This is a genomic window from Dietzia sp. PP-33 (assembly GCF_033790845.1).
Lineage (GTDB): Bacteria > Actinomycetota > Actinomycetes > Mycobacteriales > Mycobacteriaceae > Dietzia.
On the sequence record NZ_JAMYEI010000007.1, the window covers coordinates 263,213 to 276,500 of the forward strand.

The 13,288-nt window shown below is 65.1% G+C and carries 6 protein-coding genes, 2 pseudogenes and 1 riboswitch; of the genes and pseudogenes, 4 read left to right on the plus strand and 4 right to left on the minus strand.

Features of this window, described 5'->3' with window-relative positions; all coding sequences use genetic code 11:
- Positions 1 to 13 precede the first annotated feature (13 nt).
- Complete coding sequence (gene moaA / locus NJE57_RS13825; RefSeq protein WP_319029053.1) at positions 14 to 1,060, minus strand: GTP 3',8-cyclase MoaA; 1,047 nt, start codon at positions 1,058 to 1,060, stop codon at positions 14 to 16.
- A 104-nt stretch (positions 1,061 to 1,164) separates the two neighbouring features.
- On the minus strand, positions 1,165 to 2,523 hold the full coding sequence (locus tag NJE57_RS13830) for a uracil-xanthine permease family protein (RefSeq protein ID WP_319029073.1): 1,359 nt from the start codon (positions 2,521 to 2,523) through the stop codon (positions 1,165 to 1,167).
- Between the two features lie 162 nt (positions 2,524 to 2,685).
- Here NJE57_RS13830 and glp point away from each other — a divergent pair, with 162 nt between their 5' ends.
- Entirely contained in the window at positions 2,686 to 3,954 is a 1,269-nt protein-coding gene (gene glp, locus NJE57_RS13835) for a gephyrin-like molybdotransferase Glp (RefSeq protein ID WP_319029054.1), read from the plus strand.
- 85 nt (positions 3,955 to 4,039) lie between these two features.
- On the opposite strand, the gene NJE57_RS13840 is transcribed toward glp, so the two are convergent.
- Together NJE57_RS13840 and NJE57_RS13845 are read right to left on the minus strand one after the other, a co-directional pair.
- On the minus strand, positions 4,040 to 5,434 hold the full coding sequence (locus NJE57_RS13840) for an LLM class flavin-dependent oxidoreductase (RefSeq protein ID WP_319029055.1): 1,395 nt from the start codon (positions 5,432 to 5,434) through the stop codon (positions 4,040 to 4,042).
- 55 nt (positions 5,435 to 5,489) lie between these two features.
- Positions 5,490 to 5,583, minus strand: a riboswitch (TPP riboswitch).
- A gap of 133 nt (positions 5,584 to 5,716) precedes the next feature.
- A pseudogene (locus NJE57_RS13845) lies at positions 5,717 to 7,031 on the minus strand (ISL3 family transposase).
- A gap of 204 nt (positions 7,032 to 7,235) precedes the next feature.
- Between NJE57_RS13845 and NJE57_RS13850 the strand changes: the two are divergent.
- The 3 genes and pseudogenes from NJE57_RS13850 to NJE57_RS13860 all read left to right on the plus strand — a co-directional run.
- Complete coding sequence (locus NJE57_RS13850) at positions 7,236 to 7,841, plus strand: hypothetical protein (RefSeq protein WP_319029056.1); 606 nt, start codon at positions 7,236 to 7,238, stop codon at positions 7,839 to 7,841.
- A gap of 283 nt (positions 7,842 to 8,124) precedes the next feature.
- On the plus strand, positions 8,125 to 9,576 hold the full coding sequence (locus NJE57_RS13855) for a hypothetical protein (protein WP_319029057.1): 1,452 nt from the start codon (positions 8,125 to 8,127) through the stop codon (positions 9,574 to 9,576).
- A gap of 214 nt (positions 9,577 to 9,790) precedes the next feature.
- Positions 9,791 to 10,882: pseudogene (locus NJE57_RS13860) on the plus strand (P-loop NTPase fold protein); the annotation flags it as partial.
- Positions 10,883 to 13,288: the final 2,406 nt, after the last annotated feature.

The window sequence follows — 13,288 nt, forward strand, 5'->3', positions numbered from 1 at the left end:
TCATCATTCTATCTCACCCGCCGATAGCCCCCATCGACCGACGGGGTCGATGGAACGCCGTCCCGCCGATCCCGTGTCCGGCCTGTTTGCCCCACATCGCCCCCCGCCAGACCTCCGCGACCTCCGCGTCCTCCGCCCCGGCGCGCAGGACGCCCAGGACGTCGGTCTCGTCGTCGCTGAACAGGCAGGACCTCACCGTGCCCTCGGCGGTCAACCGGGTCCGGTCACACGCGGCACAGAAGTTGCGCGTGACGGTGGCGATCACCCCGACGTGGGCCGGGGCACCCGCCGCCGAGTGCCCGACCACCTCCCACAGCTCGGCGGGCGCGGACGGGTCCTCGCGGCCGGCGGGGACCAGTGCGAAGCGGGAGGTCAGGACGTCGAGCAACTCCTGCGCCGTGACCATCTCCACCCGGGACCAGGTGTTGTCGGCGTCGAGCGGCATCTCCTCGATGAACCGCAGCTGCACCCCCTCGGCAAGCGCCCATTCCAGCAGGTCGGGCGCCCCGGGCAGGGTCGCCCGCATGGGGACGGCGTTGACCTTGACCGGGTCGAGTCCCGCCTCGACCGCGGCCCGCACCCCGCGTAGTACCGAGGGCAGTCGGTCGCGGCGGGTGAGTTCGGCGAACTCGAGGCGATTGACCGTGTCCAGCGAGATGTTGATCCGGTCCAGACCGGCCTCGACCAGCGCGCCGACCCGGTGCTCGAGCCCGACTCCGTTGCTGGTCAGGGCGATCGGCAGGTCCGGGCACGCCGCGCGGGTCCGGGCGACGATCCGCTCCAGGTCCTGCCGCATCAGCGGCTCGCCTCCGGTGAAGCGCACCTCGCGGACCCCGAGCTCGCGATGCGCCAGCGTGACCAACCGGACCACCTCGTCGGTGGTCATCCGCGCGGCGTCCGGAATGGGGGTCAGCCCCTCCTCCGGCATGCAGTAGGTGCAGCGCAGGGAGCATTTCTCCGTCAGCGACACCCGCAGGTCCCGGCCGGTGCGACCGAAGGTGTCGACGAGCAGCGGCGTGTCGGGGCGCGGCCGAGGGGTCCGGATCTCGGGAGTGGTCACTGGCGCACCTCCGATCTGCTGGGCGTTCGGGTCGAGTGTAGGCGCGTGGCCCGCACCCCGCCCACGGCACAACCCGCTGCCCGCCCCCGCGCGACCGAGAGTGGCTACCTCTCCGGCACCTCCACGTCCGGGTTCGGCCCGAGCAGCGTGAGCTCGTGGACCTCCTCGCGCTCGGCCTGCGCCTGCAACTGCGGCGCGATCACGCGGCCCAGGTGGTACCCCAGCACAACCACGAGGGTGCCCAGCGCGATGCCGCCGAGCTGGAAGTCGTCGGTCACGAGCAGGGTCGTGTCGCCGACCGCGATCACCACGCCCGCCGCCACCGGCACCAGGTTGAGCGGGTTGCCGAAGTCGACCCGGTTCTCCTTCCAGATCTTGGCGCCGAGCAGGCCGATCATGCCGTAGAGCACCACGGTGATCCCGCCCAACACCCCGCCCGGGGTGGCCGAGATGACCGCACCCAGCTTCGGAGAACACCCCAGCACGATCGCGGTCAGCGCGGCCACCACGTACGCGGCAGTCGAGTACACCTTGGTCGCGGCCATCACGCCGATGTTCTCGGCGTACGTCGTCGTCGCCGAACCGCCGAACGACGTCGCCAGGACGGTGCCCGCACCGTCGGCGGCCAGGGCGCGGCCCATCAGGCCGTCGGTCTCCGTGCGGGTGATCTCGCCGATCGCCTTGACGTGCCCCGCGTTCTCGGCGATCAACGCGATGATCCCGGGGACGATGAGCAGCACGAACGCCAGCGAGAAGTCGGGGGCGTGGATGCCCACCACCCCCGCGGCCTCGTCGGTCATCGGGGGCAGCCCGAACCACGGCGCGGCCCCCACACCCGACCAGTCCACCCGCAGGTGCTCGGTCACCTCCCCGGCGGTGGCGCTGAACGAGGTGATGGGCCCGGTGACCAGGTCGAGGACCCAGGACAGGACGTAGCCGAAGATCAGCGCCAGGAAGATCGCGATCCGGCCGGCGAAGCCCTTGAGGCCCACGGTCATGAGTACCAGCGCGATCATCACCGTCAGGGCCACCCACTGGTCCTGCGGCCAATAGGTCTCGGCCACCACGGGCGCCAGGTTGAAGCCCAGCAGCATCACCACGGCACCGGTCACGACCGGCGGGAGGATCGCGGTGACCACGCGGCCGCCCACCACGTGCACGATCACGCCGACGACGGCGAGGGTCGCACCCGCCACCAGCATCGCACCGGTGACCTCCGCACTCGTGCCACCCTGCGCGCGGATCGCCGCGACCGCCCCGACGAACGCGACCGAGGTGCCGAGGTAGCTGGGGACCTGTCCCTTGACGATCGCCAGGAACAGCAGCGTGCACACGCCGGAGAACTGGATCGCCAGCTGCGGGTTGAGCCCCATGATGATGGGGAAGACGAACGTCGCGCCGAACATCGAGACGACGTGCTGGGCGCCGATGCCGATCGTCCGGGGCCAGCTCAGCCGCTCCATGGGGGCGACCACTTCACCGGGTCTGATGTTCTTGCCGTCGCCGTGTACCGACCACAGCTTCGTCGATCCGGATGTCTTGCTCGCCACCGTCTCCCCTTAATTTCGCCGCCTACGGCCCGCGCGCGGACCGTAGGCACAGTACAACGCGATTACCGTGGGGCCATGGCCTCCCACCCAGACCGCCCGTCGCCCTCCGAGTACCGAGAGCTCCTGCGCACGCACCTCGCACCGGTACTGGAGCGGGCGGCGCAGAGCACCCGGCTGCCGATCTCGGCGTGCGCGGACTCGGTGCTGGCCCAGGAACTGCGCGCATCCGTGGACCTGCCGCTGTTCGTGAACTCGCAGATGGACGGATACGCGGTGCGGTCGGCCGACCTCGCCGGGGCGGGCCCGGACGCGCCGGTGAGGCTCCGGGTGGTGGGGACGACCCACGCCGGTGACGGTCCGGGGCCGGAGGTCGACGACGACGAGGCCTGCAAGGTGATGACCGGCGCGCCGGTCCCCGAGGGCGCCGATTGTGTCGTCCCCGTGGAGGACACCTCCGTCGAGGAGCCCGACCCTTCGGACGGCCGTCCGGCGACCGTCCTGGTCCACGCGCCGCGGGCCGCGGGCGAGTTCATCCGTCGCCCGGGTGACGACGTCCGGGCCGGCGACCTGGTGATCCCCGCCGGGGTGCGGCTCGAGGCCCGTCATCTGGCGGCAGCCGCCTCTCTCGGGGAGTCCGGCCTCGACGTGCGGCCGCGCCCGCGGGTGGGCGTGGTGGCGACGGGTTCGGAGCTCGTCGTCCCCGGTCGGCCGCTGGAGCCGGGCCAGATCTGGGAGTCCAACTCAATCACGCTCGCCGCCGCGCTCAAGGCCTGCGGATGCGAGGTCACCGCGGCCGTGCTCAGCGGCGATCACCGCGACGACTTCACGGAGGCGCTCGACATCGCCGCGGGGGACGCCGACCTCGTGGTGACCGTGGGCGCCGTGTCGATGGGCGACGCCGAGGTGGTCCGCCAGGTCCTCTCCGACCGCGAGGGGGCCCGGTTCGCGCCGATCGCCATGCAACCCGGCGGACCGCAGGGGCTCTCGACCTGGCGCGACACACCAGTGGTCTGTCTGCCCGGCAACCCGGTCAGCGCGCTGGTGTCGTTCGTGGTGCTGCTGCGCCCGGTGATCCTCGAGGCCGTGGGGCGTGTGCCCATCCATTCGCGCCGGGCCGTGCTGTCCCGGGCCGTGAACTCACCCTCCGGGAAGAGGCAATTTCTGCGTGGGGCGCTGGTCTCGGGTTCCGAGGGTGCCGCTGTCGGGGTACCCACGGTCGAGCCGGTCTCCGGCCCCGGCTCACACCTGGTTGCCTCCATGGCCCGGGCTGACGTGCTGATCGAGATCCCCGCCGACGTGACCTCACTGGCGGCCGGTGCGGAGGTCGACGTTCTACCGCTCTAGCTCCCCTGCGCAACCCGAAAATCGGCCCCGGTGAAGACTGTCTGCGCGCACAGCTGGTTCATGACGCGACTACCCTGCCGTCGCTTCACCGGCGACGGAAGGCTGCCCCACGGTGTGAATCCGGCAACAGGTCGCCGTCGCCGAACATGCGGGAACGCAGCGTTCCGGATTCCGCGGTCCGCGGATACAGTCCGCGACCCTGCAGCACTGGAACAAGGAACTCGATGACGTCCTCCCAGGTACCGGGATTGAGCGCATAGGCCAGGTTGAAGCCGTCGACGTCCGTTTCAGCCATGAAATGCTCCAGGGCATCCGCCACGGTGTCCCCCGAACCCACCACCACGGGGCCGCCCGTGGCGTTGAACCGGGCACTGTCGCGCAAGGTCCACCGCCCGTCTGAGTCCGCGGCTCCCGACAGGCTCGACACCGTGGTCTGGATGGCATCCGTGGCGACCGGATCCAGAGGCGCGTCGAGGTCCTGCCGGGAGAGGTCGATTCCCGACCAGCCCGAGTTGAGTACCAGATTGCCCGTCTCCGACGCGTAGGAGAAGATGTCGCGATACTTCTCGGCGGCTGCCGCATCGCTCTGGTCGACGACGATCGTGAGGAGCGCGTAGACGCGCGCGGCATCCCGCCCACGCCCTGCCGCCTCCAATCCCGCGCGGATCCGGCTGACCTGGTCACTGGTCTGGGCAAGAGTCGGGGACGCCACGAAGATCGCCTCCGCGTTCTCGGTGGCAAAGCGGACACCCCGCTCGGAGGCACCGGCTTGATAGATGACCGGGGTCCGCTGGGGAGAAGGCTCCGACAGATGCACCCCGGGAACGGTGAAGTACGTCCCGTCGTGGCCGATGGGATGGACCTTTGCCGGGTCGACAAAAATGTCCCGCTCCGCATCGAGCACCACCGCGTCGTCCTCCCAGGATCCCTCCCACAGCTTGTACAGCACCTCCAGGTACTCGTCCGCCCGGTCGTAGCGCTCGTCGTGGGAGAGTTGGTCGCTCTCACCCAGGTTCCGCGCCGCGCTCTTCAAGTACCCGGTGACCACGTTCCACCCCACTCGACCCCGCGTGAGGTGGTCCAGCGTCGACATCCGCCGGGCAAAGGTGTACGGGTGCTCCGCGGACGTGCTCGCCGTAATACCGAAACCGAGGTTCTCAGTGACCGCCGCCATGGCGCTCACCAGCATCATCGGGTCGTTCATCGGAATCTTGGCGGCAGTCCGCAACGCGGCATCGGCACTACCGCCGTAGACGTCATAAGGGCCTAGTGCGTCCGCAATGAAGATGCCGTCGAACAGCCCTTCCTCCAACAGTCGGGCGAGACGAGTCCAGTGCGCGAGGTCGCGATAGTCACGAGACCGGTCATCGGGATGTCGCCAGATTCCCGGAAGCTGATGGCCCACACCGTTGATGGCGAAGGCGTTGAACCGGATCCTCCGGGAGTGCCGATCGTGCGCCGCATCCTGTCGCGAAGTCATTGTTCTCCTAACGGTGATCACGTGAAGGGGACCACCGCACGAGCGGATGCAGCCATAGATGCACCAACGACATCCCTACGCGAGTACAAACTCGATCAGGTTCGCTCGGGTGTGATCTCAGCCCGTGCAGGGCACCCCGTGTCACCGCACACCCTACTCGTCGTCGATTCCCGCTCATCGCTATACGACGACCACCAGCACCGAGGGGTCGTCGCTCGTTGTACGCCTCCCCGCTCACCACATCCCAGGCCGCCCCGGTGTGGGTTATTGGCCCTTCCGGATCTAGAGTGCGTTGATTCGTGCCTGGAGTTGGCCGGGATGGATCAGCGATCTGAGGATGTAGTGGCCGAGGTTGCGGAAGCCGAGGGCGATTCCGCGGAGGTGTTCGAGGCGTCCGTTGATGGCCTCGACTGGCCCGTTGGAGGCGCCCACGTCGAAGTGCGCCAGGATCTCGCGGCGCCGTTTCCATAGCGAGCGGCCGAACTGCGCGAGCTCGAGCAGTTCCTTGGGCACGCCGGACCGGATCGACTTGAGGAGCTTGTACATCGCGACCTTGCCCTCGCGGCGGCTCGATGCCTCGTAGGCGAGGATGAGCCGCTGGTAGATGCCGTAAGTGACCTCGACCGCGACGTGCGCACCATAGGCGACGAGCGATTTCCACAACCGGGCCTTCTGCTTGTCGGTCAGCAGCTCGGCCCGCGTGTTCAACGTCCTTCGGATCCCGTACAGGGGATCGCCGGAGCGGCCCCGATGCCCGGTCGTGGCCTGCTGGACCCGCTGGCGGCAGACGGTGAGCTTGTCGGCGGCCAGGTGGACGACGTGGAACGGGTCCATCACCGTGCGAGCTGCAGGGACCGCCTTCGTGGCGGCGGAGTGATAGCCGGCGAACCCGTCCATGGTCACCACCTTGATCCTGTCCCGGAATGCCTGGTGCCGAGCGTCGAGCCGGTCAGTGAGCACTTTCGCTGAGCGCCCGGCGATCATGTCCAGCAGTCGGGCTGGGCCGGAACCGGCCACCACGGGCGTGAGGTCGACCAGCACGGCCTGCGAACGACGAGGTTCCATCGCCGCGGACGTGCTTCCACTAGTGCTCATCGCCTCCCAGGACGCGGACCCCGTCGAGGTGGCCGGGTTGGCCATAGACCATGGTGCGGATCTTCGATAGCGCCAGGTCATTGACCAGGTCCCATCCCAACCCGAGAGCTTTCGCGACCGCGGACACGCTGGTGCGATCGATGGCCAAGCGTTGCAGGATCCAGCGGGTGCAGCGGCGGGTGGTCTTGGCCCGAGCCTCAGCGAGCAACGGCGTGCGTTCCTGAAAGATCCTGGTCGTACATTCGGTGTTGTCGCAGGTGAAGCGAGGTACCCGCACGTGCAGCTTGGTCGGGTGGCCAACGATCGGCAGATCAGTGACCCTGCGCTCGACATGATCCCGCCGCCGGCCGACCGTCCAGCACTCGGCGCAGACCGGATCCAGGCCCACCGGGGAGCAGAACAAGTGCGTGAACTCGCCGGCCACGGCGGCGTCGGTGATGGTCACCCCGAGTTCGACGGTGCGGCAGATGGTGTCGGCGAGCAGGCTGGCGGTAGCGTTCAAAACGGGCCCTGGGGTGTTCGATGCGAGGCGTGAGAACCTGCATCTTCACACGCCCCAGGACCCTCACAACTTGTGCCTCACCGCATCACCGGCGAACCCCCGCTACGCACTCCGGATCCGGAAGGGCCAGATAAGGTCTGGTCCTGCCTGCACCCAAGTCCCTCGTGGCAGGACATCGAAGACAGCATGGTCAACAATGTCCGAATGGATGCTTCAGCAACTGTCGCCGCGATCGCCGCAACCATCGCCCTGGCAGCGTTGTACTTCACGTGGCGGCAGGTCAAGACCGCCGAGGAACAGACCTCGATCCAGCGGATGATGCACGAAGAAGCCGCCCAACCGTATGTATGGTCAGACATCCGTCCTCACGCCCAACACGCCGAATTCATGATGCTGATCGTGAAGAACGACGGCCCAACGGTGGCTTCCAACGTGTCGGTCTCCATAGACCCACCGTTTCCCCAGGAGTGGGCGAGAGACGGTGATGAGGGTAGGTTCCTCAGCCGCCGCCGGTTCGCAGCGCTACCACCGGGCCGCGTAATGCAATGGAACCTCGGTATCCCACAACAACTCCTGCCATCCCCAGAACTCCCCGCTAACGGCGATGGCCGCTTCACGATCACTATCCGCTTCGACGGCCCAAAAGGCCCAGCCGACACCTTGAGCTACATCGTGGATCTCAGCGAGTACCGAAGGACCGCCAAGACCACGCCTGGTACGGCGATGACCATTGCCAAATCTGTCAACGACTCATCGAAGGCGCTGACCAAAGCCATCGACAGCATCGCGAAACAACTACCACGAACCTGACCCGATCCGTATTGACATCGTCGTCGTAGACGTCGTCATCGTCACCACGGACTCCACAGACTCGACTCGGCCGGACTCTACCCTCGAGGATCTGCGCCGACCGCTACGTGCCCGAGTCTGCCCTGGGCAGCCCCGCTGATTAGGAAGCACCTGGACCTGAACAATCTGAAGTCCCCGCGCTTACCTGTGTGGGACTGCGTCGCAAAGGGTCCGCGAAGGGGCGTGTAGTCGGGATCTGGCGATAGCTGAGGACGGACAGCATTCAGACAGCTACCGTCATTTCATGAGCGGAAAAGCCCCGGGCCAGAGGCAGAGCGCATTCACCCTTGAGAGGAGCGCCGTCGTGACTGGCGGGTCGTCTACGTGGGAAATTGGCAACCGGATTGGCGGCAAGAATCACGTTAGGCATGCAAGCCGAGTTGGCCCGATGGGCCGCCGGGGCGAAAAAGCGGTAATCAAGGGCCCCCACCGCCCACTAGGCAAGGCTTTCAAGCGATTCGAGGCCGAACTCTCCGGCATGCGTGAACTGACCTCGCGAGGCACTATTGGGGTCCTTCCAATCCTGGACTGGAAGGAGAGCGCAGACGAGCTCTGGTACGTCATGCCGACCGCCACCCCTTTGGCGGACAGACTCGCAGAAACCAGCTTTGACGACGTGGTCCTTGCTATCGCCACTCTTGCGAACACGCTCGATGCTCTGTCGCGCCCGGCGAGCGCGGCAACAGGGTTTCGCACTGTCGCCCATCGAGGTATCAAACCGGACAATCTGTTCTGGTACGACAATGGACCGGTCTTGGCCGATTTCGGGATCTCGGCATGGTTCGATGGCGCATCCACAACGACAGTGTCACACGAGGGTGAGAATCTGGGCCCAAGGAATTACTTGGCCCCGGAAGCGAGATACTATCACGATGGAATCGACTGGCATCGCGCGGACATATATTCGTTGACGATGACCTTCTGGGCCCTCTCAGGAAAACGACGCGCGTCCGGCGGAAAGTCGACTGTCATGCTCCCGCCGCCCGGGACCATTTCAGCTTCGGATCGCACCCTTTCGATGGCGCGTTTCGGGGGTCCGGACGCAGCCACGCTCGACGTGCTGATGGAACTAGCGACTAGCCTGGACCCAGAAGATCGTCCAACCGCCGCCGAGGTCCGAGATGAACTTCAGACTTGGCTGGCAATGTACCCGGGGCCGCACCCTCCGCCAGAGCGCCAATCGATCTCGGGATTAAGGCCACTCAAGCGGATTCTCGAGCGCATGGAGCTTGACCAACGCGAATTTCTAGACGTACTACGATCGGAAATCCGCAGAGCACTCAAGGACGTTGAATTCGACGACACCGTCACAATATCCTACGAGCCGCGAGGAGAATCCAGTCCCCATGGGGGCCTGCGCTCCGATGCCATCATGGACAAAGATCTGCACGAGCGCAGTGAAACTGATGAATGGGACGGCTCCTTGGTCGTCGCACTTTACTCCTCCGACGGTCAAACGCGTCTGGTAGTCGGCGGGACCTTGGAAATCCCCGGTCGCGTGAACTGGATAGCCGAATCGCACGTGAAGAAGATGGGTTCCTGGGGACTGGTGGCCTCGACAGAGAAAACCGATCTGGTGATTGGACGCCTGACCACCCGAAAGATCATTCGGGAGTTTCTCGTGGCACACGACCCCATGTGCGGATTCGAGGGCCCTGATAACAAGCTGTCATGGGTAGCGGAGCGAGTTCTGTGAAACTTTCGGGTCATGAGCGATCTTCCCCCACTGCCACAGAACAGGGGCGGCGGGCCCGCACGCGCCGTAGCTGTCGTTGTAGGCATGTAGATTCCACCTAAGTTATGGCCTGCTCTGAAGCGTCGCGGTCGCGCGGGACGACTGCAGCGGCATATGAGAGGAGCCGAGGATGGCCGGAGGTCGACCGAAGCAATCAACTGCGCAGGCGTCAACGATGAGCGCCGGGGCTGACCTAATTCTGGATGCCGCGCTCACCGAGGCCGGACAGGACAGGTTCGACCACGAGGCGATCGCGGCGGTCGTTGCTGATCTGGCCTTGAACGTGACGCCCCCTGTCAATATCGCTCTGTTTGGTGCTTGGGGCTCGGGCAAGTCCAGTTTCTTCGGTCTCCTTGATCAACGACTTGCTACCTCCGGCCAAGCTGTCGAGACCGCCACCTACGACGCCTGGAAGTACGGCGGGCGTGCCCTTAAGAAACACTTCGTGGGCAGCGTTGCCGAGCAACTAGGGCTCGGCGGCGACGACTTCGATAGAAGCCTCGCCCACGGTCAGGAAGAAGCGCGACTCGACTTGTGGGCATGGGTCAAGGAGAACCAACGGTCGCTCTGGCTGGGAGCCGGAATGGCTACCGCGCTGGCGGTAGCTTGGTTGATTCTGGTCAGCCTTATTAATTGGGTCGTCAACTGGGATGCCGGCTTCAGCAACGCCTCGAAAGTCGCCGTTACGACCGTCGGCACCGTTCTGTCCGTCGGCTTCGCGGCCCTCTTGTTCGGCCCGAAGATCTTGGAGTCTGCGGTTGTAAACGTCAAGGAGGCTGCGCCGGATACAGACGACGAGTTCGCCAAGTCGTTCCAGCGTCTGGTCGACAAGACGATTGATGCGAAGGCGGGTGAACGGCTTGTCGTGTTTATCGACGAACTCGACCGGTGCAGCCCGAAGGATGTAGTCGCTACTCTAATTGACCTCAAGACCTTCCTTGACATCGATGGCTGCATCTTTCTCGTTGCAGCTGATCGTGAGGTGCTGGAGCGCGCCCTTCGAGAAGTCCCTCAAGCCAACCCGGTTCGAGACGAGGACCCCTACTACTCCACACCTGGAGCCTTTCTCGACAAGATATTCCAACACCAAATTCCGCTGCCGCCCCTGCGACCCCAAGCGCTCACCCGATTCGCCCGCGAACTCGTCGCGAATCAAGGCGGTCTGTGGGCGGACTTACGTGCCGACCAGGAGGACGACCGGCTGTTCATGAGGGTCGTCTACGGCCTCGTTCCTGTACACGTTCGGAGCCCGCGACGCGTGAAAATTCTGCTCAACAACTACGCCACCAACATCCGCATAGCTGAAGCGCGCGGCGTCGACTGGCTGCAACGTGCCGAAGAACTCGCTACCCTGACGGTTCTCGAAACCGAGTTCCCGGCTGTAGCCTCCGACCTCGTTCGGTTCCCGTCGCTCCTCAAATGTCTCCGCGACACCACACTCACGCCCACGTCCCAGAACGCCAAGACGATGGTTGCCTCCTACCTGGGCCTATTAGACGATCGAGCCTCCACCCAGAACCCAACCGAAACACCGGTTGCCGGAGATCTCCTTGTCGACCGTGAACGCGACGAGGCCGCTGGACTACGGGCGAACAAGACCCTCGTCGAGAATTTGCTTGCCTATCTACGGAAGATCGAAGCCTCCGGCATCGACGACCCTAGGCCCGACCTGCTGTACCTTCAGTCCGCTGGCGCACAGGAAAGCATCGATGATCCCGACCTCGCCGAAGTCATCGACTTCGCTGCCGACTACAGCGCAAGCGACGTCGTCGGGAAATTCGCTAACCAACCCTCCCCCGTCGTGGCAACCGCAGTCCGATTGCTCGCGCAGCAGGCCGATGCCGAACGCGGCCCCGGCCGTCTCGCCATTACCGAATCCGTCTGTCGACTCACCGAACAGCTCGACGCCGCTGACGCGCAGGCAGTCGCGCCACTCGTTGCAGGGAGCGTTCTGGCTGAAGCGGGCAATCGCGACTGGCCCACAGAAGCTACGCCAGGAGCACTCATCCTCGGTGTCATCGGTGCGTCGAAGCCACTCGTAGAAGCGCTCCTAACCCGGCAAGACGCCGACGCGATGGCCGAGTCGGGAGTCCTCGGACGGATTGCTTCAGTGCTCACCTACGCCAACGACGACCAAACCGAACTAGTTCACGAGCTTCTCGGTTCGGCCTATTACATGCACCCAGACCCCCTACACGAGGCCCTCCGCAAGACACCAGCCGCTATTGCCCACTCACTATGGTCGAGCGTCGCCTCAGAGGTGGAAGCGTCGATCAAGAGGCTCGGCACCCCAGCGGTGGCACCTACTCCGGCGGTAACCGCCACGACTGCGGAACCGGTCGAACCACAGGCCGACCCCGACGACACAGCCGTCGAGCGCTTCGACGCACTTCTCAGCTCCGTGGAGAATCGGACTGACGACCAGTCAGCGGGACTCATATCCAACGTGCTCAAACTGGGGCAGTGCGCCAACGATTCCGATGTGGCGGCATCAGCAAGCGACCGGGCCGAAGAAGCGCTCACGAGAATCACCGACCCTGCGACCCTTAACGAGCACGCTATGCTCGGACTCCGATACTCGCCACTCCGCGAAGCCGAATGGTGGGCGGAACGACTGAGCGAAACCGAACCCGCGCCAGGCGGCTACCTCGTTTTCGAACGCCTCGTTGACGCGCTCGCTACGTCGACTGATGACACCCGTGCCATTGTCGGCGCCATTCCTTCCGTCATCCCACACGTGCCCGAGAACGAAACAACTGATGCTCAGCACTGCATCGGAAACACGCTCGGCGAGACCGCATGGTCTACAGCTTCTACTTCCACCGCGGAAAACCGCGCTGCCCTCTATACGACCGCTGCGGTCCTTCGATCGCGCCTCTCTGTCGAGAACGCAGCTGAGTTAGACGCCGCACTCGCCACTGACCTCGTGAACGGACTAGCAGCCCATGACGAATACGAGCACCTAGACGAACTGCTGGGGCTTGCGTACAAGATCGCTGCACCTATTGCGGTTGAGGTTGAGCGCCAGGCCAGGGAGCGAACAACCACCTCATCCGACAGCGTGGCAACCCTCCGTCTTCGGATCGCCGCCGCCGCGCGAGGCTCTGGCAGCAACCTCATGGCCAGAGACATCCTCGACGTAAAAGGCGTAGAGGGCGCGAAGGACGCTTTCGGAGAATGGCTTGCGCTCAACCCACCCTTGGCTGAAGTCCACCAGGTCTTAGGGAAAGTAACCGTGCCTACAAACGCCCTGGGTAGGTACGCACGCGCTCTCGATATCGAAGACCGAACATCCATGTGGGTGAACCTCGGTAAAGACGGCACCACTTGGTCGCCGTCGGCATTCCAAGGTACCGGCAAGCACGGGCTGAACTCTGCCGCCGTTGAGTTCATCGCCAAGGAAGTCGCCGCAGCCACCCAGCAAAGCCAACGGGACGCGCTCATCGACCGACTCGAAACGGCGAAGTTGGCCGAACAGCCGCAGCATAGAGCAGCAACCGACCTCGTCCTCCAACTCCTTGGAACCGGAATCGCTGGCGACATCCCGGCTCATCCCAATCGGGGGTGTAGGAGTTGGGGTCTGAAGCCGCCGGTCTCGAGCAGGCTTCGGGCGATGTAGTTGGTCAGGTTGCGGAACCCGAGTGCGGAGCCGCGCAGGTGTTCGAGCCGTCCG